This window comes from Mesorhizobium ventifaucium (genome assembly GCF_935822925.1).
Classification (GTDB): Bacteria; Pseudomonadota; Alphaproteobacteria; order Rhizobiales; family Rhizobiaceae; genus Mesorhizobium; species Mesorhizobium ventifaucium.
On sequence record NZ_CAKXZS010000013.1, the window covers coordinates 1 to 20727 of the forward strand.

Here is a 20727-nt window from a genome sequence, read left to right on the forward strand (position 1 = left end):
TCAAATGCGATTCCCCTGCCCTCAAGGGGGAGATTGGGCAGCTTCATTGCCCTGCCTTTCCTCAAACGTTGAAAATTGGCGAAAACAATCGTGACATCCAATCTCCCCCCTTGAGGGGGAGATGTCCGGCAGGACAAAGGGGGGTGCCTCCCAGCAACCGATCAGGCCGCCTCCAGCGCCGCCTTCACCGCAGCGATCGCGTCTTCGGCCCTCGACGCGTCCGGGCCGCCGGCCTGGGCCATGTCAGGCCGACCGCCGCCGCCCTGCCCGCCCAATGCCGCGGACGCAACACGCACCAGATCGACAGCGCTGAAGCGGCCGGTCAGGTCGTCGGTGACGCCGACCACGACGCTGGCCTTGTTGTCCTCGCCGGCGCCAACAAAGACGACGACGCCGGAGCCGAGCGATTTCTTGCCGGCATCGGCCAACGGCTTCAGGTCCTTCGGCGCCACACCCGATACCGCCTTGCCGAGGAAGCCGACGCCGGCGATGGTCTCGTTTTCGGCAGGCACGCCGGCTGGCGAGCGGTCGCCCAGCGCCAGCTTCTTGCGCGCTTCGGTCAGTTCTTTCTCGAGCTTCTTGCGCTCGTCAAGCAGCGCTTCGACGCGCGCCGGCACGTCGGACGGCGAAATCTTCAGCGCGGCCGCTGCCGCCTTCAGCCGCTTGTCCTGCTCGTCGAGATGCTTTCTCGCCGCCTCCCCGGTCAACGCCTCGATGCGGCGCACGCCGGCGGCGACGGCACTGTCCGACACGATCCGCACCAGACCGATATCGCCGGTCGCCCTGACATGCGTGCCGCCGCATAGCTCGACCGAATAGGGCCGGTTGGCCTTGGCGCCATGCAAGCCCGTGCCCATCGCAACGACTCGCACTTCATCGCCATACTTTTCGCCGAACAGCGCCATGGCGCCTTCGGCAATGGCATCGTCAACCGACATCAGCCGCGTGGTGACCGGGCTGTTCTGGACCACGATCTCGTTCGCCATCCGCTCGACCTCTTCGAGCTCGTCAGGCGAGATCGGCTTGTTGTGCGAAATGTCGAAGCGCAGCCGCTCGGGCGCGACCAGTGAGCCCTTCTGCGCGACATGGGTGCCTAGCACCTCGCGCAGCGCTTCGTGGATCAGATGCGTCGCGGAATGGTTCGCGCGCAGCCTGGAGCGGCGCGCATGGTCGACCTTCAGCTCGATGGTCGCGCCCGTGCTGACCGTGCCGTCGACTACCTTGCCGAGATGCACGGAAAGCCCGTCGGCCTTCTTCTGCGTATCGGAGATCTCGATCAAGAACCCTTCGCCTGAAATGACGCCGGTGTCGCCTATTTGGCCGCCGGACTCGCCGTAGAACGGCGTCTGGTTGACGACCACCGCAACGGCGTCGCCGTTGGTGGCGCTGTCGACGATCTTGCCGTCCCTGACCAGCGCCTGGATGAGGCCTTCCGCCTGCTCGGTCTCGTAGCCGAGGAATTCGGTGGCGCCGTTCTTCTCGCGCACCGGGAACCACACTGTTTCGGTCGCGGCCTCGCCAGAACCAGCCCAGCTCTTGCGCGCCTCCGCCTTCTGCTGCTCCATCGCATTGGTGAAGCCGGCAAGATCGACCGAGATGTTGCGCCGACGCAGCGCGTCCTGCGTCAGATCGAGCGGAAAACCATAGGTGTCGTAGAGCTTGAAGGCTGTCTCGCCATCCAGCATGCCGCCGGCACCCAGCTTTTCCGTCGCCTCCGAAAGCAGGCCCAAGCCGCGCACCAGCGTCTTGCGGAAACGGGTTTCTTCAAGCTTCAGCGTTTCGGTGATCATCTGTTCACCGCGCCCCAGTTCCGGATAGGCCTGGCCCATCTCGCGCACCAGCGCCGGCACCAGCCGCCACATCAGCGGATCACGGGCGCCCAAAAGCTGCGCATGCCGCATGGCGCGGCGCATGATGCGACGCAGCACGTAGCCGCGGCCCTCATTGGACGGCAGCACGCCGTCTGCCACCAGAAAGCAGGACGAACGCAAATGGTCGGCGATGACGCGGAACGATGCGACGGTGTCGGCATCCGGACCGCGGCCGAGCGCGGATGACGCAGCCTCGATCAAGCGGCAGAACAGGTCGGTCTCGAAGACGCTCTCGACCCCTTGCAGAATGGAGGCCATGCGCTCCAGGCCCATTCCAGTGTCGATCGACGGGCGCGGCAAGTCGATGCGCTCGTCCTTCGTCACCTGTTCGTACTGCATGAACACCAGGTTCCAAAATTCCAGGAATCGGTCGCCATCTTCCTCGGGGCTGCCGGGAGGGCCGCCCCAGATGTGCTCGCCACGGTCGATGAATATCTCCGAGCAGGGACCGCAAGGTCCGGTGTCGCCCATTGCCCAGAAATTATCCGAGGTCGGAATGCGGATGATGCGATCGTCGGAAAAGCCGGCGATCTTCTTCCAGTAGCCGGCAGCCTCGTCGTCGGTGTGATAGACCGTGACCAGCAGCTTGTCCTTCTTCAGCCCGAACTCCCTGGTGATCAGGTTCCAGGCAAGCTCGATGGCGCGCTCCTTGAAATAGTCGCCGAACGAGAAATTGCCGAGCATCTCGAAGAAGGTCAGGTGGCGCGCGGTGTAGCCGACATTGTCGAGGTCGTTGTGCTTGCCGCCGGCGCGAACACTCTTCTGAGCGGTCGTGGCACGCGAATAGGGTCGCTTTTCCAGGCCGGTGAAAACGTTCTTGAACTGCACCATGCCGGCATTGGTGAACATCAGTGTCGGGTCGTTGCGCGGCACCAGCGGGCTCGACGCGACGACCTCGTGACCCTCCTTGCGGAAATAGTCGAGGAATGTCGACCGGATCTCGTTCACGCCACTCATGAATAACACTGCCTTTTAGCTTTAGAGAGAGCCGTCGGCCCGGCCGACGGCAAATGGACATGGCCTTTTAGCCGCCGCGTTGCACCCTGTCCAGAAACACGGAATAGGGCCAATTTGCGGGGCTTGCCGGTCATCTCGACGCCACCGCTGAAACGCAAACCGCCGGCGCTAGGCCGGCGGTTCGAACGCAACAATACAGAACTCGATTACATAGGCTGGAGGTGATGCGCGGGAATCATGGCCAAACTCCGGCCACTGCCGAAGCCTACATGGCGCCGGCTTCGTCCTCAAAACCGTCGTCTCCGCCTTCGGAACCACCATTCTCGAGGAACTTTTCCGCAATCAGCCCGGCATTCTGCCGCAGTGCCAATTCGATCTCGCGCGCCGTGTCGGGATTGTCGCGCAAGAACAGTTTTGCGTTCTCGCGGCCCTGGCCGAGACGCTGCGAATTGTAGGAGAACCAGGCGCCCGACTTTTCGACCACGCCGGCCTTGACGCCGAGGTCGACCAACTCGCCGGTCTTGGACACGCCCTCGCCATACATGATGTCGAACTCGACCACCTTGAAGGGCGGCGCCAGCTTGTTCTTGACCACCTTGACGCGGGTCTGGTTGCCGACGACCTCGTCGCGGTCCTTGACCGAGCCGATACGGCGAATGTCGAGGCGTACCGAAGCGTAGAATTTCAGTGCGTTGCCACCGGTCGTGGTCTCGGGCGAACCGAACATGACGCCGATCTTCATGCGGATCTGGTTGATGAAGATGACCATGGTGTTGGAGCGCGAGATCGAGGCGGTCAGCTTGCGCAGCGCCTGGCTCATCAGGCGGGCCTGCAGGCCGGGCAGCGAATCGCCCATCTCGCCTTCGATTTCGGCGCGCGGCGTCAGCGCCGCGACCGAATCGACCACCAGCACGTCGATGGCACCGGAACGCACCAGCGTGTCGCAGATCTCCAGCGCCTGCTCGCCGGTGTCGGGCTGCGAAATCAGCAGGTTTTCGAGGTCGACGCCGAGCTTGCGGGCATAGACCGGGTCGAGCGCGTGCTCGGCATCGACGAAGGCGCAGATGCCGCCCTTCTTCTGGGCCTCCGCCACCGTGTGCAGCGCCAGCGTCGTCTTGCCCGAGCTTTCCGGCCCGTAGATCTCGATGATGCGGCCGCGCGGCAGGCCGCCGACGCCGAGCGCGATGTCGAGGCCAAGCGAACCGGTCGGCACCGTTTCGATCTCGACGACCTGCTCGTTTGCGCCGAGCCGCATGATCGAGCCCTTGCCGAAGGCACGCTCGATTTGCGACAGCGCCGCATCCAGAGCCTTTGATTTGTCCACCGTTTTGTCCTCTACAAGCCGCAAAGAATTCTGAGCCATGATACATCACCCCGTGGTCGTCAATGAAGGCCGGACAATCCGTAATCCCTATCAGTTTGTACCTTTTTTGTTCTCGTTTGGCAAGGGGCGGCAAATGTCTGAAAAACAATTAATATCCAGATTTGTTCTTTTTTTGTTTCGCCTTTTCGCCCCAGGAAGTATCCCGCTTCACCCGCGGGATCCTGCTGGGCATGTCCCGAATCGCGGCTTCGGGTTGCCGGGTTCCGCCGGACAACCTAGTCTCCATCTGGGCAACAAGGTCATCTCGCCGGCATGATGAAGTCGCCGACAATCCTGGCCGTAGGCGGCGCCTATATCGAGCGGCGCGGCCAGGTCTTGGGCGCCTTCGTGCCGGCGGCGTCGAATCCGGGCACGATGCGCGAGGAAGTCGGCGGCGCTGTCTTCAATGCGCTGCGCTGCGCCGTGCGCCGCGGCGTCTCCGGCTCGCTGCTTTCGGTGCGCGGCGGCGATGTTCTGGCCGATACGGTCGCGCGCGCCATCGCTGCGGCCGGTATTGCCGATCTGTCGGTGGTGTTCCTCGATCGCACGACGCCGAGCAAGACGACGATATTCGACAGCAACGGCGCGCTGATCGTCGGTCTTGCCGACATGGCGCTCTATGATCTGGCGCTTGCCAAGCAGATCCGCCGTGCCAAGGTGCGCGAGGCAATCAGCACCGCCGATGCGGTCCTGTGCGACGCCAACCTGCCGTCGACGGCGCTGGAGCGGCTGGTGACGCTTGCCGCCGGCAAGCCGGTCTTCGCCCTCGCCGCTTCGCCCGACAAGGCGGCGCGGCTCACGCCGGTGCTCGGCAGCCTGGCGCTGGCCTTCCTGGACCGGCGCGAGGCCATCGCGCTCGCCGATCTCGGTATCGACGCTGCGGAGCAAGATTTCGCCGACGGCCTGAGGCGCGCCGGCCTTAAAGGCGGCGTCGTGACGGCGGATGACGGTCCGGTGCTGGGTTTCAACGAAGCCGGCGCCTTCTCGATCCTGCCGCCGAAAAAGGTCGCGGACGGCGCCGCCGATGCGCTGGCGGGCGCAACCGTCGCCGCCCTGCTGCGCGGCCTGACGCTGCGCGCGGCGCTGCGCGACGGCGTTGCCGCAGCAATGCTCGCGATCGAAAGTGCCGGGCTTGTGCCGGTCTTAACGGCGGCAGACTTTGCCGACGCTCTGGCCCTTGTGCCCGAGCCGCAGAAAATTGGCATGACGTGATGACCGCGGAGAGGCAGCCTACTTGCCGGCACGCAGCCCCGCTTCATAGGCCCGGCGCGCCCAGATCGCCATCTCATCCGGATCGTCGAAGGCGCTGTCGGGAACGCTCCAGTACGGCATCGACACCAGCTTGCCGTGCCGCGACCCATTATAGGTCCATTTCCGGCAGCCCGCCGCCTCGAATTCGGGCGCGCTTTCCGCGTCGGCCTTCAGCATCAATTCGCCGCGAAGGACGATCGCCACGATGACGCCGTCGAAATAGATGCCCTTGCCGCCGAACATCGTGCGAATGCTGACCGGGCCGAGGCCTTCGAAAAGTTCGGCAATGCGTTCATTGTCCATGCCAGCGATCATGTCACCCGGATTTCCCCTTGTCATCGCCGCAACCGGCACCATCCTGACGAGTTGAAAACCAATTTCGTCGGAGTTTTTCATGACGCTTCTGCTCAAAGGGTCCTGCCGGTGCAACGCTGTCCGCTTCGAGGTGGAAAGCCACACGCCGGTGCCGTTCATGCTCTGCTACTGCTCGATCTGCCGCAAGCAGCAGGGCGGTGGTGGCTTTGCCATCAATCTCGGCGCTGATTACGAGACGCTCAAAATCAAGGGCAAGCGCAATCTCGGCGTCTATCAAGCCGAGATCGAGGACGACGAGCATCCCGAATGCGAGGTCTCGTCAGGCGAGCGGAATTTCTGCAGGAAATGCGGATCGGCACTCTGGCTCTACGATCCGACCTGGCCGGAACTGGTCCACCCATTTGCATCGGCGATCGACACAGACCTGCCGAAGCCACCTGAAAAGGTGCATCTCATGCTGAAATACAAGGCGAACTGGGTCGAGCCCGAAATCGGCAAGGGCGACAAGGTCTTCGATGTCTATCCCGAGGAATCAATCGCAGACTGGCACAAGCGGACGGGAATGTGGGTGGATTAGGTCCCTTCGCCCCGTTTACGGGGAGAAGATGCCGGCAGGCAGATGAGGGGCGGCGCAAACATCACAGATGCGATGCCGGCTCTGCCCCTCACCCGGCCCTTCGGGCCACCTTCCCCCCGTAAACGGGGGAAGGGAAGATCAGGCGGACGCGCGCGCCTCGGCCAGTGCCTTAAGGTCGGCCGGCTTGAGCTCCACTGATTCGCCGCAGCCGCAGGCCGAACTCTGGTTCGGGTTGCGGAAGGTGAAGCCGGTGCGCAGCGTCGTCTGCTCGAAATCCATCTCGGTGCCGAACAGGAAAAGCGCTGCCTCAGGCGCGACATAGACATGGGCGCCGTCGCGCTCGATATGATCGTCCTTGGTGTTGGGTTCGGTCACCAGGTCGACCGTATATTCCATGCCGGCGCAGCCGCCCTTCTTGATGCCAAGGCGAATGCCATGCGCATTCTCGCGGGTCGCGACGATCTCGCGCACCCGGTCGGCAGCCTTTTCGGTCATCGTGATGACGGCGAAGCGTCCCATCTTTCTTTCTCCATTGCGTGCAGGTTCAAGGCCTGCCGAATGATTCTTCACCTAAAATGGTGAAGTTTTCTGCCTGGCGCAAGTGCGCCTCAATACCACCCCACCGCCACCTGCGCCTCTTCCGACATGCGGTCGGGCGACCAGGGCGGATCGAAGGTCATGTTGACCTCGACGCCGGAAACGCCTTCGACGGCGCCGACGGCGTTCTCCACCCAGCCCGGCATTTCGCCGGCCACCGGGCAGCCCGGCGCGGTCAGCGTCATGTCGATCTTGACCGAGCGGTCGTCCTCGATGTCGATCTTGTAAATCAGGCCAAGCTCGTAGATGTCGGCCGGGATTTCCGGGTCATAGACCGTCTTCAGCGCCGAGACGATGTCGTCGGTCAGCCGCGCCAGTTCGTCGGCGGGAATGGCCGAGGCGGAAACCAGACCGTTGGCAGTCGTTTCCGAAGTGGTCTCAGCGGTGTGGCCTGCATCATCCATGATCGTCATCCGAAGAATTTTCGCGCTTTTTCGAGCGCATCGGCCAAAGCGTCGACTTCGGCTCTGGTATTATACATGCCGAACGATGCCCTGCATGTGGAGGTTACGCCGAAACGTTTCAACAGCGGCTGGGCGCAATGGGTGCCGGCACGGACGGCAACGCCCTGCCTATCGATCACCATCGACACGTCGTGGGCATGAATGCCTTGCAATTCGAAGGAGATGATGGCGCCCTTATCCGGTGCGTCGCCGAAGATGCGCAGCGAATTGATGGCGCGCAGCCGCTGATGGGCATAGTCCTTCAGATCTGCCTCGTGCGCGGCGATGCGCTCGCGGCCGATCTTTTCCATGTATTCGAGCGCCGCACCCAGCCCGATCGCCTGGACGATCGGCGGCGTGCCGGCCTCGAAACGGTGCGGCGGATCGTTGTAGGTGACGATGTCTTGCGTCACCTCCTCGATCATCTCGCCGCCGCCCATGAACGGGCGCATGCGCTCCAGCATTTCCTTCTTGCCATAGAGCACGCCGATGCCCGACGGACCGTAGACCTTGTGGCCGGTGAAGACGAAGAAATCGCAGTCGAGGTCCTGCACGTCGATAGGCATGTGCACGGCGCTCTGGCTGCCGTCGACCAGCACCGGAATGCCGCGCGCATGCGCGATGCGGACGATCTCCTTGATCGGTGTCACCGTGCCCAGCGCATTCGACATGTGCGTGATGGCGACGAGCTTGGTGCGATCGGTCAGCCGCTTCTCGAACTCCTCGATATGAAAGACTCCGAGATCGTCGACCGGCACCCAGACCAGTCTGGCGCCCTGCCGCTCGCGGATGAAATGCCACGGCACGATGTTGGAATGGTGCTCCATGATCGAAAGCACGATCTCGTCGCTCTCGCCGATGTTGGGCATGCCATAACCATAAGCAACAGTGTTGATCGCCGCGGTCGTGTTCGAGGTGAAGACGATGTTGTCGGTGCTTGGCGCGTTGAGGAAACGGCGAACCGTCTCGCGCGCCTTCTCATAAGCGTCGGTCGCGGCATTCGACAGGAAATGCAGCCCGCGATGGACGTTGGCGTATTCCTGGGAATAAGCGTGCTGGATGGCGTCGAGCACGGCCTGCGGCTTCTGCGCCGAGGCGCCATTGTCGAGATAGACCAGCGGTTTGCCGTAGACTTCCCGCGACAGGATCGGGAAGTCGCGGCGGATCGCCTCGACGTCGTAGGGGATGTTTTCGACTTTCTGGTCCATCATAAGCTCTCTCGAGGCATCGCCTCATTCCGTCCAGCACCCCTCATCCGTCTTGGCGCTTCGCGCCAATCCACCTTCTCCCACAAGGGGAGAAGGAGAGGCGCTCTTCCTTCTCCCCTTGTGGGAGAAGGTGTCGCCGAAGGCGACGGATGAGGGGTGCTGGCCAAACCCTCACCCACTTTTACCCGTGCGCCGCGAACCAGCCGTCGAGTCTCGTTTCCAGCGCCTCGACGATCGCCTCGTCGTCTAGTTCCTCGATCACCTCGGCGACGAACGCCTTGACTAGCAGGCCACGGGCCGACTTCTCGTCGATGCCGCGCGCCATCAGGTAGAACAGGTGGCTGTGGTCGATCTCGGTGACGGTCGCGCCATGGCCGCAGACAACGTCGTCGGCGAAGATTTCGAGCTCAGGCTTGGTCGAGAACTCGCCGTCATCCGACAGAAGCAGCGTGTTGCAGGCCATCTTGGCGTTGGTCTTCTGCGCGTATTGGTGGACGTTGATGCGCCCCTGGAAGACGCCGCGCGCTCTTCCCGTCACCACGTTGCGGATCACTTCCGTCGAGGCCGTATGCGGCACGGCATGGTCGAGCACCATGGTCACGTCGGTATGGGTGTCGCCGGCAAGCAGGTTGATGCCGCGCAGCGTGAAATCGGCGCCTTCGCCGGTCGTCCTCACCACGACTTCCTGACGCACCAGCTTGCCGCCGGCATTCATCACGAACAGCGTCAGCTTCGCATTCTTGCCGAGATGCGCCTTGAACTGGGCAAGATGCGTCGCCGTATCCGGCTGCTCCTGCACGATCAGCCACGTCGCCTCGGCGCCCTCGTCAAGCAGAAGCTGGCTGACCGAGCTGACGAGTGCGGCGCCCTCGCCCGCCTGGCGCTCGACGATGACGGCCTTGGCGCCGACGCCGACGCGGACGCTGAGGCGCACATGCGTCTGGCCGCCGGCCTGCAGGTTCTGCAATTCGACCGGCTTGTCCAGTTCGGTGCCGTCGGCGATGTCGACAAAATAGCCGTCGGCTACGAAAGCGGTGTTGAGCGCGCCGATGGCATCGTCGGCGCCATAGGGATCAAGCCCAGGTGCTGCGCTGCCGTCGGTCAGTTTCTCCGACAGGCGCTGCACGGCGATGCCCTCGATTTCAGGCAGTTTCGTGCTCGACACGCCGTTCAGCACGGGCAGAACAGCGGACCCTTCGACAACAGGCGCAATGGCTTTCGCGGCAGCCGCGGGATCGAAATCCGGCACCGTAGTCAGCAGACGGCGCAGGTCGGTGTAGTGCCAGGATTCGATGCGCCGCGTCGGCAGCCCGCTCTTGATCGCCTCGATGGCGTCGTCGCGCTTCAGCATCACCGTGCCGTCGCCGGGCAGCAGCGACAGCCGGTCGCTGAAAGCGTCGATCAGCGCCGTTTCGGCCGGCGTTCGCTGGGGTGTCGTGTGTATATTCATCAGTTTCGCCTTGCTTGGCTTGCCTTCTGGGCCTTCTGGCATCTCACGCGGCTTGGCCGATCACGCCGGCATAGCCATTGGCTTCGAGATCGAGTGCCAGCGACTTGTCGCCCGACTTGACCACCTGGCCCCTGTAGAGCACGTGCACACTATCCGGCACGATGTACTGAAGCAGGCGCTGGTAGTGGGTGATGATGACGATGGCGCGGTCCGGCGCGCGCAACGCGTTGACGCCTTCCGAAACGATCTTCAGCGCATCGATGTCAAGGCCGGAATCGGTCTCGTCGAGCACGCACAGTTTTGGCTCCAGAAGCTTCATCTGCAGGATCTCGGCGCGCTTCTTCTCGCCGCCGGAGAAGCCGACATTGAGCGGCCGTTTCAGCATCGCCATGTCCATGTCGAGCAAGGCAGCGGCATCCTTGACGCGCTTCAGGAATTCCGGGATCTTCAGCGGCTCCTCGCCGCGCGCCTTGCGCTGCTCGTTCATCGCCACCTTCAGGAATTCCATCGTCGCCACGCCCGGTATCTCCATCGGATACTGGAAGGCGAGAAAAATGCCTGATGTGGCGCGCTCGGCCGGATCCATTTCGAGGATCGATTGGCCGTTGTAGAGGATGTCGCCTTCGGTCACCTCATAATCCTCGCGCCCGGCGAGGATGTAGGACAGCGTCGATTTTCCCGAGCCGTTCGGCCCCATGATGGCGGCGACCTCGCCGGCTTCCACCGTCAGGTTCAGGCCGCGGATGATCTCGGTGCCGTCATCGACGATACGGGCGTGAAGGTTTTTGATTTCAAGCATTTTTTCTTTTCCTGAAAATTTTTGTCCGGTCAGCCGACCGAGCCCTCGAGGCTGATGCCGATAAGCTTCTGCGCCTCGACCGCGAATTCCATCGGAAGTTGCTGGATGACGTCCTTGACGAAGCCGTTGACGATCAGCGCGATCGCCTCTTCCTCGGGAATGCCGCGCTGCATGACGTAAAATTTCTGGTCCTCGGAGATTTTCGACGTCGTCGCCTCGTGCTCGAACTGTGCCGTTGCGTTTTTGGCTTCCATGTAGGGCACGGTGTGCGCGCCGCACTGGTCGCCGATCAGCAGCGAGTCGCAATTGGTGAAGTTACGGGCGTTGGTCGCCTTGCGGTGCGCCGAGACCTGGCCGCGATAGGTGTTCTGCGAGAAGCCGGCGGCGATGCCCTTGGAGATGATGCGGCTCGACGTGTTCTTGCCGAGATGGATCATCTTGGTGCCGCTATCGACCTGCTGGTAGCCGTTCGACACGGCGATCGAATAGAACTCGCCGCTGGAATCGTCACCGCGCAGGATGCAGCTCGGATATTTCCAGGTGATCGCCGAGCCGGTCTCGACCTGCGTCCACGATATCTTCGAACGGTGGCCGCGGCAGTCGCCGCGCTTGGTGACGAAATTGTAGATGCCGCCCTTGCCTTCGGCGTCGCCGGGGTACCAGTTCTGCACCGTCGAGTATTTGATCTCGGCATCATCGAGCGCGATCAGTTCGACGACGGCGGCGTGAAGCTGGTTCTCGTCGCGCTGCGGCGCCGTGCAACCTTCGAGATAGGAGACGTAAGCCCCTTCCTCGGCGATGATCAGCGTGCGCTCGAACTGGCCGGTATTTTTCTCGTTCATGCGGAAATAGGTCGACAGTTCCATCGGGCAGCGCACGCCCTTGGGCACGAAGACGAAGGAACCGTCGGTGAACACCGCCGAATTCAGCGTGGCGTAGAAATTGTCCGAGGTCGGCACGACCGAACCGAGATATTTCTTCACCAGTTCCGGGTGCTCGCGGATGGCTTCCGAGATCGAGCAGAAGATGACGCCGGCCTGCGCCAGCTCCTTCTTGAAGGTGGTGACGACGGACACGGAATCGAACACGGCGTCGACGGCGACGCGTCCCGACTTGTAGACATTGTCGCTGGGTTCCTCGAGTTCCGACGCGTCGGTCTTCTGCACGCCAGCGAGGATCTCCTGTTCCCTCAGCGGGATACCGAGCTTTTCATAGACCCTCAACAGTTCGGGATCGACGTCGCTCAGCGATGTCGGTCCCGGCGTGCTCTTGGGCGCCGCGTAATAGTAGAGATCCTGGAAATCGATCTTCGGATAATGGACGCGCGCCCATTTCGGCTCGTCCAGCGTCACCCAGCGCCGATAGGCTTCCAGACGCCATTCCAGCATCCAGGACGGCTCGTCCTTCTTCGCCGAAATGAAGCGGATAATGTCTTCGCTCAGGCCCTTTGGGGCCTTGTCCATCGCGATTTCGGTCTGGAATCCGTATTTGTATTGGTCGACGTCGATCTTTCGAACCCGATCGATCGTGTCCTGCACAGCAGGCATTAGCGTTCTCCATCCACGCCGGGGTCAAGGCCCGGCAGTTTTCAAACTATGGCACCGCGAAACGAGCGCCTTAAGGCGACCGATGCGGCGTAAGTTCCATATAGTGCGTCCCTGCCGGAAATTCACCCGGCCACCACGAGACGCACGGCTCTGCCAGGCCAGAAGGCCTGCATTTGTTGGCCGCGCTCACGCGGCTTCGTCCCTGCCTGCGCGGCGTGAGGCAATGCCTGCTAGCGCAGTGCGGAACAGTTCGATGTCCTCGGCGCTCGTTGCGTGGCCGATGGACACGCGCAAAGCGCCAAGGCTGTCATTGTATCCCATGGCTTTCAGCACATGGCTCGGGCCGACCTTGCCCGACGAACAGGCGGAACCGGCCGACAGCGCCACGCCCGCCAGATCGAAGGCGATCTGCGCCGTCTCGGCCTTGATGCCGGCAATAGCGAAGAATGTCGTGTTGGCAAGCCTCGGCGCGCCGGTTCCGAAGATTTCCGCATCCGGCACCAGCGTTTTCACGATGGCCTCGATATCGTCGCGGCGGCTGCCGACCGCGTCGATGCGCTTCAATCCGATCAGGGCTTCGCGCGCCGCCGCGCCAAAACCGGCGATCGCGGCCAGGTTTTCGGTGCCGCCGCGATGACCCTTTTCCTGGCCACCGCCGGCGATCAAGGGGGTTGGCATCATCAGATCCGAAGCGGCGACGATGGCGCCAATGCCCTTAGGGCCGCCGATCTTGTGCGAAGACAGAATCAGGTAATCGGCGTAACCCACTGACATATCGAGCGGAATGCGACCGGCCGCCTGCACGGCGTCGACGACCAGGATGCCGCCCGCCGCCTTGACAATTTTAGCGATGCGGTCGACCGGCTGGATGACGCCGGTCTCATTGTTGGCGGCATGGATCGCCACCAGCGGCAGGCCGTCTGCCTTGTCATGACGGCCAAGTGCCGCCGCCAGCGCGTCCAGCCTGACCAGGCCGTCGGCGTCGACGCCGATGTGAGTTACCTGGGCTGCCGGAAAACGCCCGCCATTCAGCACACAAGGATGATCGGCTTCGCAGACATAGAGCCGGCTCATCCGGACAGTGCCGCGCCCCATCTGCCAATCCGGCGTCAGCAACGTCGAGGCGGCTTCCGTCGCACCGGAGGTGAACACGATATGCTCGGCGCTGGCGTTGACCAGCAGCGCCACATCGCGCCTCGCGTTCTCGATCAGCCGCCGTGCGGCACGGCCCTCGGCATGGACCGACGACGGGTTGGCGGCGGTATCGAGCGCGGCAATCATTGCGGTGCGCGCCGCGGCAAGCAGCGGCGCGCTGGCATTGTAGTCGAGATAGGCGCGTCTTCCGGCCATTTTCGTTTCGATCGGTCCCTTCAAGAGCCATTTCCGCGAGGATAGCGCGTTATTTCCTTGAAATTGCAAGGCAAGCCGTCCTATTTACGCGACTTGCGGCGCGGATGGCCGAACCACGACGTTTTGGCCACCCAGTTTTGAACAATTCTAAACTAGCTTCTAAGAAGACGCTCGCCCTGCGTCAAGGCCACAGGAAGAGTTGTTCCGGGCGCCGCGCATTCATATGCCATGTGGAGTATTTTATGCCTGAGGTCATTTTCACCGGTCCGGCGGGCCGCCTGGAGGGTCGCTACCAGCCTTCCAAGGAAAAGAGCGCGCCGATCGCCATCATCCTGCACCCGCACCCCCAGTTCGGCGGCACGATGAACAACAAGATCGTCTACGACCTCTTCTACATGTTCCAGAAGCGGGATTTCACCACGCTGCGCTTCAATTTCCGCGGCATCGGTCGCAGCCAGGGCGAATTCGACCACGGCACTGGCGAATTGTCGGATGCGGCCGCGGCACTTGACTGGGTGCAGTCGCTGCATCCGGATTCCAAGAGCTGCTGGGTCGCCGGCTATTCGTTCGGCTCGTGGATCGGCATGCAGCTTCTGATGCGCCGGCCGGAGATCGAAGGCTTCATCTCGATCGCGCCGCAGCCCAACACCTATGATTTCTCATTCCTGGCACCCTGCCCGTCGTCCGGCCTGATCATTCATGGCGACGCCGACAAGGTCGCGCCGCCAAAGGACGTGCAGGGGCTGGTCGATAAGCTGCACACGCAAAAGGGCATCACCATCACCCAGAAGACCTTGCCCGGCGCCAACCATTTCTTCTCCAACGATGCGGACCTCCTGCTCCAGGAATGCGCGGACTATCTCGATCGCCGCCTGGCCGGCGAGTTGTCCGACCCGCGACCGAAACGGTTGCGATAGGCGGCAAACAGCGATGTACCAACCCGCATTTCCCGGAAACGCGACAGGATATCCTGCAACCCCCCATCGCCGACCGCAGCGGTGTCGCCGAGCGGCTCGAGACCGAGAGCCCGAAATCCCGACACGGTTCGGCTGGTACGATCCTACGGCGGATTCGACGGAGCGTGACGTTCGCCGTCGCCAGGTCGCTCAATCGACCTTCGTCATCGCCGCCTTGCGCTCGTTGGCGATCAGCCACAGGTTGCGGATGTAGATGAACAGGCCCAGGGCCTGACCGGCGATGAACACCGGATCCTGCCGCTGGATGGCGTAGATCAGCAGCAGGCTGCCGCCGAACAGCGAAAAGAACCAGAAGGCGATCGGCACGACGCTGCGCTTGGCTTTTTCCGATGCGACCCACTGCACGACGAAGCGCATGCTGAAGAAGAACTGGGCGACAAAGCCGAGCAGAATCCACGTATCGAACTGCTTGACGAAGACGTCGTGAAGCCAGGTCGCCAGGTCCTGAAGCGCGTTAGCCATGCCGGATTTCCTCTGTTTTTGGCATTCTGCGGCGCCGGCGGCGCAGCCACCAGACACCGGCGAGATCAAGCACCCCTTGCAGGCCGCGATCGAAAATTCCGTAATTCGACTTGCCGTGGCGGCGAGAGCGGTCGACGACGTTGCAATGCACGACGCGATACCCCTCCTGGGTGACGAGGGCCGGAACAAAGCGATGCGTACCGTCGAAGAACGGCAATTTCCTGAGGATGTCGGTATGGATCGCCTTCAGGCCGCAGCCCGTGTCGCGGGTCTCGTCATGCAGGACGGCCTTTCTCAGCCAGTTGGCAAAACGGGACGCCAGTTGCTTGATCTTGCTGTCGCGACGTTTCAGGCGCTGCCCTTGCGCAACACCGAAACCAGGACCGGCTTGCCGCAGCGCATCGACCAGCACCGGAATGTATCTGGGATCGTTCTGGCCGTCGCCATCGATCGTGGCGACGATATCGCCGCGGGCCGCCCATGCGCCCGAACGTACAGAGAAAGACTGGCCAGCGGATTTCTCATGCCGGAGGTGGCGAAGCGGAAACCGGCGAAGCACTGCCTGGGCGGCAAGCACCGAGCTGGTCTCGTCGGTCGAACCATCATCGACGACGATCACCTCGAAGTCGCGCCCGGCCATCGCCGCCCCGATCTCGTCAAGCAGAAGCGGCAGGTTCGCCGCCTCGTTCCGGCAAGGAATGACGATGGATATCTCCGGCATTTCGGGTCGGGCTCTGTCACAGGATTTGGCATTCGATTCGATGCCGAGCGGTGCCGTTCCAGCGGGTCATGTGCGGCAAGAACCCGCTGGCGCGGCGCCTCATTACGCCAGCCCAAACGATGAAGCAAGGATGCAGCCGCAAGGCAAGCTTTGCGCCGTTTCACGACACCGTGATTGCGTTCGTACCGAACCGGTCATCTTAAACGCGACCGCACGCAAAACCGGATTCCCCTTTTGCTGACCGCGCTTGGATGCTAAACGCCCGCGTTCACGCACCCGATCCGCTTCGGTTGGGCGCTTTCGGGAAAGAAAAAATGTCCGCCTTTAAATCCGATTTCCTGCGCATAATGAGCGAGCGCGGTTTCATCCACCAGATTTCGGATGATGCCGGCCTCGACCAGCTTTTCGCCAAGGAAACGGTGACCGCCTATGTCGGTTACGACGCCACGGCGACCAGCCTGCATATCGGCAATCTGATTTCCGCGACCATGCTCTACTGGCTGCAGGAGACCGGCCACCGCCCGATTGCGCTGATGGGCGGCGGCACTTCGATGATCGGCGATCCTTCCTTCCGCGACGACCAGCGCAAGCTTTTGACGCCTGAGGCCATCGCCACCAACATCGAGGGCATCAAGCGCATCTTCGGCCGCATCCTGCGATTCGGCGACGGTCCGAACGATGCAATCATGGTCAACAATGCGGACTGGCTGATGAAGCTCAACTATGTCGAGTTCCTGCGCGATGTCGGTCGGCATTTTTCGGTCAACCGCATGCTGACCTTCGACAGCGTGAAGCTGAGGCTCGAGCGCGAACAATCGCTGTCGTTCCTTGAATTCAATTACATGATCCTGCAGGGCTATGATTTCGTCGAGCTCAGCCGGCGCTATGGCTGCCGCCTGCAAATGGGCGGATCGGACCAGTGGGGCAATATCATCAACGGCGTCGATCTCGGACACCGCATGGGCACGCCGCAGCTTTATGCCCTGACGACACCGTTGCTGACGACGTCGTCAGGCGCCAAGATGGGCAAATCGGCCAAGGGCGCGGTCTGGCTGAACGGCGACCTCTACTCGCCCTATGATTTCTGGCAGTACTGGCGCAACACCGAGGACGCCGACGTCACGCGCTTCCTCAAGATTTTCACCCGCCTGCCGCTCACCGAGATCGCGCGGCTCGCCGCCCTTGGCGGATCCGAGATCAACGAGGCCAAGAAGGTCCTGGCCACGGAAACGACGGCCATCGTGCACGGCCGCGAGGCGGCCGAGCAAGCCGAGGAAACCGCGCGCAAGACGTTCGAAGAAGGCGCGCTGGCCGAAACGCTACCGACCGTCGAGGTGGGCAAGGCCGATCTGGAAAGCGGCGTCGGCATATTGTCGCTGTTCGTCACCGCCGGGCTTGCCGCGTCCAACGGCGAGGCGCGGCGACACATCCAGGGCGGCGCGGTGCGACTGAACGACCAACCCGTGTCCGACGATCGCCGGTTGGTGACACTTGAGGATCTCGGTCCGGAACAAGTCGTAAAACTGTCGCTCGGCAAGAAAAAACACGTTCTGGTGCGGCCGGTCTGACGGCCCGCCTGATCGATCCCGATGGAATCGGGATGGGGCTCCATTTGCCCTTTTCCGAAACCGGTTTCACTTCTTGCTGCGCTAACCTTCGGTTCGGGATCACGGCCTAGGTAAAACTTAATCAGGTAGCTACTGAGAAGGGCCGAGATGGGTGAATATTGCCATTCGTCTCATCGGAACGAGCAGGTAGCGCCATTTGCCGACCTTCATTGCGTTTCTCCAAACCTGCCGTTCGTGCTACAGCCTGATACGACCCTAAGCGGAAGCTCGTTCGCCCCCGGCCGAATTCACGCGCATGACCCGAAGCTGCCTTCCATCAATGCGGATTTTTTCAGAATCTCCCGTTCGGGTTGGCCGAGGCCTCAGGCAGGATTTGAAGTGTCGCGGCCAAACGGGCGCCATTCAGACATTCCGGTACCATCATTGTTCACGGGGCCCGGTATCCTACAGCGTCTGCGAACTCTGCCACAGCCAGATTGCGAGCGAGCCTGAACGCCCGCGGACCTGTGCTTCCACAGGCCCTCTTAGAGCACCAGATTTGAACAACTCGCAGTCGCGGCCGGCGACTTGCAGCATTTTGTCGCTCACCGCGACTTCGGCATTTTGGTCGGCCGCGATCTCCATCAAGCGACTGGCGACGTTAACCGTATCACCCGTAGTCGCGATGTGCTGACGGCGTTTGCCACCGAGTCTCGACGCAACGATTGTTCCGTAATGCGCTCCGATCTTGAAGCCGAGCCTAGATGCAGTTGATGCGGGCAACGAGACGAGCCAGTTGTTGGTACGGCTGGAGAGCGCTGCGCAGCAGCGGGCAGCATTGAAGGCATCATCTGTCTCTGCTTCCGGTAGACCGAACTGGATCATGGCTCCGTCACCCATGAAATTCGTGACAACGCCACCGCAGCTTGTCACCTCTTCGTCCACCAACGCATGGAACGTGTTCAAAAGTTCGCGTGTGGCGTTCGGCCCCAATGTCTCGCTCAGTCCGGTGAAACCGGACAGGTCAATGAATATGATCGCGGCGTCCGTCCGGACAGGTTCCAGGAGAAAGTCGTCATGCTTCGCGAGCCACCCCGCAAAGCCCGGGGCCTGAACTCGTTGAAGCAATTCGCTCTGCGTGGCGAAATACTGGGCTTGGTTCCTGCCCAACCAAAGCTGCGCGGCCCCGAACAAAATAGCTGGCGGAACGGCGGCGGCCATCGGCAACGCCGCGCTCAGCCAGATATGGTGTGAGAATGCGGTCATATTGACCACGAACCAGATCACAACCACGCCGACGATCGCTGCAAGGCCGATGGCGTTGCGACGCCACGCCAACAGCCCCACAAGAACCACTGGCAGCACCACTGCAAAACCGGCATCTGCAAGGCGAACGTACTGATCTCGCACTATGCCGTCGCCGGTCATCAGATGGGCAATGGCCGTCGACATGACCTCGACGCCTGGGAGCACGGGATCAAACGGTGTCGGGAAAACATCGCCGGCGCCGGTTGCAGTTGCTCCGATCACAACAATTCGATCCCTAATAATGCCGCCATCGACTTGGCCCCCCAGCACCGTCGTGGCGCTGATCGTGCGGATTGTGCCGCGGGGGCCATAGAATGTCAGAGGGAGTATGTGACCAATGTCCGTCCGAATCCGCTGTGCGCCCAGAGATAGATAGTCGGGCGCAATTCCCGGATCCTCGCCCACCGCCATGGCGGCAACGCGCAGGGAGAAAGACGCTTCCGTCCGATCTCCGGCCCGAAACAGCAACGGGACGAACCGAGGCGTTCCCGTCCAGTCGGTAACCACGTTCACGACGCCGACAGCGGCGATATCCGAGAACGCTTTCAGGGGCCACAGAAACCGCTTGGCATTCGGCACTCGGGCGAGAGGGCCATCGCCCTCGGCTGCAATCGATTGTTTACCTCCCGAGTAGACCGCTGCAGCAGCGATTACGGTTGAAGTCCCACGCAGCGAACGCGCGAGCGCCTCATCATCACCTTTTTTCCCGGGATCGACCAGCAGCACGTCGACCGCAATGGCTTTCGGTCCAAAGCGAGCTATCGTATCGACAATCCGGGCAAGCGTGGCGCGGCTGAGGGGATAGCGGCCCTCGTTTCGGACCGCTTCGTCGTCTATTGCGACAATGGTAATCAGCTCCGGCGGCTTTGCCGTTCCCCGAACAAGCGTACGAAGATCCGTCATCGTTGCTTCGACGCGATCGAGGGACCACATGTTGCCGCGCCAGTGCGCAAAGCCAAGGCCGGCTCCCCAAAGACCCGCCAGAACGAGCGCGATCAGCGTCTGAAGCGCTCGCCCGCTCATTTAGCTTACTGACCGAAACGGGCCATCAAAGCCGAAACACGTGCGGCGGGCCAACGCTTGACCGTCAGTGTGCCTGTTCCGGCTTCCACATCGACGCCTTCGCCCGGCCCGAGGACTACGCCAGCATTGGACGCCGGCCTTTGCACGGCGACGCGACCTTTGACGACGAAAACAGACGTCTTGCCTCGGGCAACGTCGACTGCCCATTTTGTACCTCGCACCGCGGCGATCGCCTGCGGGGTGACGACAGCGAAGCCACCCCGGACCCTGCCGGCTGGAGCATCGAGCAACAGCGCCTTGCGCCGTAATCTGACCGCATCGACACTACCATTTCGATCACGGTCCACCAGTGCAAAACGAGCGCCATCTTCCGCAATGATGGTAAGGCCTTCCCGGCATCTCAGAATTTGTCGGGACGTACCTGCTACCAGTTCGAACGTACAGCCGGCGTTATTCGACTGCGCTGAAGCGGTATCCACCCAGAAGACACAGGCAAGCATGCATGCCACCAGGTTCCGGAGATATCGGCCACTTGCGCTCATGAACGTCTCCTTGCTTTTGCGAAAATCTGCGGCAAGAAAATCTTGCATTGTCTTCTGCGGTCAGCTTGGCAGTATACTCATGCGTACGAACCGGCACTTGCAGCCGCGTTGCCCCTAAAGGTAGCAGGGTGCCGACCAGCGATCTTAACACGATAGCTTGCTCCAACACCAAATAAGGCGACATCAAGCCGTTTGAAGCGGCCGCGATGCCACTGTCGCGAACGTCACGCGGCGACGCTGCCGTTCGGCTCATCTGCCAGAGCGAGCAGGTCGCGCCATTTGCAGACGTCAGCGAGTGCGGCCACTATGGTCCCAACTCGTGTTCATATCGGACGTTTCCGGTCTGACGCCGCGCGGATCGGGGCGTCTCCCGCCATTGATGCGATCGAGTTCGCAGCCATCTGGCGGAAGACGGAAGG

18 protein-coding genes are annotated in these 20727 nt (G+C 62.1%); 4 read left to right on the forward strand and 14 right to left on the reverse strand.

Going from position 1 to position 20727, the window contains the following annotated elements; translation table 11 throughout:
- Nucleotides 1-161: 161 nt before the first annotated feature.
- Entirely contained in the window at nucleotides 162-2828 is a 2667-nt protein-coding gene (alaS, locus tag NMG70_RS12600) for an alanine--tRNA ligase (RefSeq protein WP_254024828.1), read from the reverse strand.
- Between the two features lie 265 nt (nucleotides 2829-3093).
- On the reverse strand, nucleotides 3094-4191 hold the full coding sequence (recA, locus tag NMG70_RS12605) for a recombinase RecA (protein ID WP_023798282.1): 1098 nt from the start codon (nucleotides 4189-4191) through the stop codon (nucleotides 3094-3096).
- 273 nt (nucleotides 4192-4464) lie between these two features.
- Between recA and NMG70_RS12610 the strand changes: the two genes are divergently transcribed.
- Nucleotides 4465-5403, forward strand: coding sequence for a PfkB family carbohydrate kinase (locus NMG70_RS12610; protein WP_254024829.1), 939 nt, complete (start codon nucleotides 4465-4467; stop codon nucleotides 5401-5403).
- Nucleotides 5404-5421: 18 nt separating this feature from the next.
- Here the strand turns inward: NMG70_RS12610 and NMG70_RS12615 are convergent, their stop codons facing one another.
- Nucleotides 5422-5745 (reverse strand): TfoX/Sxy family protein, encoded by a 324-nt coding sequence (locus NMG70_RS12615; RefSeq protein ID WP_254024845.1) that lies wholly within the window; start codon nucleotides 5743-5745, stop codon nucleotides 5422-5424.
- 91 nt (nucleotides 5746-5836) lie between these two features.
- Here NMG70_RS12615 and NMG70_RS12620 point away from each other — a divergent pair, with 91 nt between their 5' ends.
- Complete coding sequence (locus tag NMG70_RS12620) at nucleotides 5837-6334, forward strand: GFA family protein (RefSeq protein WP_254024830.1); 498 nt, start codon at nucleotides 5837-5839, stop codon at nucleotides 6332-6334.
- 138 nt (nucleotides 6335-6472) lie between these two features.
- On the opposite strand, the gene sufA is transcribed toward NMG70_RS12620, so the two are convergent.
- The 7 genes from sufA to NMG70_RS12655 form a co-directional block, all read right to left on the reverse strand.
- Entirely contained in the window at nucleotides 6473-6853 is a 381-nt protein-coding gene (sufA, locus tag NMG70_RS12625) for a Fe-S cluster assembly scaffold SufA (RefSeq protein ID WP_006206001.1), read from the reverse strand.
- 89 nt (nucleotides 6854-6942) lie between these two features.
- Nucleotides 6943-7335: an SUF system Fe-S cluster assembly protein gene (locus tag NMG70_RS12630; RefSeq protein WP_254024831.1), complete on the reverse strand. Its 393-nt coding sequence runs from the start codon at nucleotides 7333-7335 to the stop codon at nucleotides 6943-6945.
- 5 nt (nucleotides 7336-7340) lie between these two features.
- On the reverse strand, nucleotides 7341-8582 hold the full coding sequence (locus NMG70_RS12635) for a cysteine desulfurase (RefSeq protein ID WP_254024846.1): 1242 nt from the start codon (nucleotides 8580-8582) through the stop codon (nucleotides 7341-7343).
- A gap of 181 nt (nucleotides 8583-8763) precedes the next feature.
- Nucleotides 8764-10032, reverse strand: coding sequence for a Fe-S cluster assembly protein SufD (gene sufD, locus NMG70_RS12640; RefSeq protein ID WP_254024832.1), 1269 nt, complete (start codon nucleotides 10030-10032; stop codon nucleotides 8764-8766).
- 43 nt (nucleotides 10033-10075) lie between these two features.
- Nucleotides 10076-10831 carry a Fe-S cluster assembly ATPase SufC gene (gene sufC, locus NMG70_RS12645; RefSeq protein ID WP_254024833.1) on the reverse strand — a complete coding sequence of 252 codons (756 nt, stop codon included), beginning with the start codon at nucleotides 10829-10831 and terminating at the stop codon, nucleotides 10076-10078.
- A 29-nt stretch (nucleotides 10832-10860) separates the two neighbouring features.
- Entirely contained in the window at nucleotides 10861-12378 is a 1518-nt protein-coding gene (sufB, locus tag NMG70_RS12650; protein WP_254018072.1) for a Fe-S cluster assembly protein SufB, read from the reverse strand.
- A 186-nt stretch (nucleotides 12379-12564) separates the two neighbouring features.
- Complete coding sequence (locus NMG70_RS12655; RefSeq protein ID WP_254024834.1) at nucleotides 12565-13728, reverse strand: cysteine desulfurase family protein; 1164 nt, start codon at nucleotides 13726-13728, stop codon at nucleotides 12565-12567.
- A 242-nt stretch (nucleotides 13729-13970) separates the two neighbouring features.
- Between NMG70_RS12655 and NMG70_RS12660 the strand changes: the two genes are divergently transcribed.
- Entirely contained in the window at nucleotides 13971-14645 is a 675-nt protein-coding gene (locus NMG70_RS12660; RefSeq protein WP_027154148.1) for an alpha/beta hydrolase, read from the forward strand.
- A 189-nt stretch (nucleotides 14646-14834) separates the two neighbouring features.
- Here NMG70_RS12660 and NMG70_RS12665 read toward each other — a convergent pair whose 3' ends face one another.
- Together NMG70_RS12665 and NMG70_RS12670 are read right to left on the reverse strand one after the other, a co-directional pair.
- Complete coding sequence (locus NMG70_RS12665; RefSeq protein WP_254024835.1) at nucleotides 14835-15167, reverse strand: lipid-A-disaccharide synthase N-terminal domain-containing protein; 333 nt, start codon at nucleotides 15165-15167, stop codon at nucleotides 14835-14837.
- Entirely contained in the window at nucleotides 15160-15888 is a 729-nt protein-coding gene (locus NMG70_RS12670) for a glycosyltransferase family 2 protein (protein WP_254024836.1), read from the reverse strand. Before NMG70_RS12670 ends, NMG70_RS12665 begins: the two co-directional genes overlap by 8 nt.
- Before the next feature lie 314 nt (nucleotides 15889-16202).
- On the opposite strand from NMG70_RS12670, the gene tyrS reads away from it, so the two are divergent.
- Nucleotides 16203-17456: a tyrosine--tRNA ligase gene (gene tyrS, locus NMG70_RS12675; protein ID WP_254024837.1), complete on the forward strand. Its 1254-nt coding sequence runs from the start codon at nucleotides 16203-16205 to the stop codon at nucleotides 17454-17456.
- Nucleotides 17457-17900: 444 nt separating this feature from the next.
- Here the strand turns inward: tyrS and NMG70_RS12680 are convergent, their stop codons facing one another.
- Nucleotides 17901-19766, reverse strand: coding sequence for a CHASE2 domain-containing protein (locus NMG70_RS12680; RefSeq protein WP_254024838.1), 1866 nt, complete (start codon nucleotides 19764-19766; stop codon nucleotides 17901-17903).
- 5 nt (nucleotides 19767-19771) lie between these two features.
- The gene (locus NMG70_RS12685; protein ID WP_436798379.1) at nucleotides 19772-20308 is read right to left on the reverse strand and encodes a FecR domain-containing protein; all 537 of its coding nucleotides are present in this window, start codon (nucleotides 20306-20308) and stop codon (nucleotides 19772-19774) included.
- Nucleotides 20309-20727: the final 419 nt, after the last annotated feature.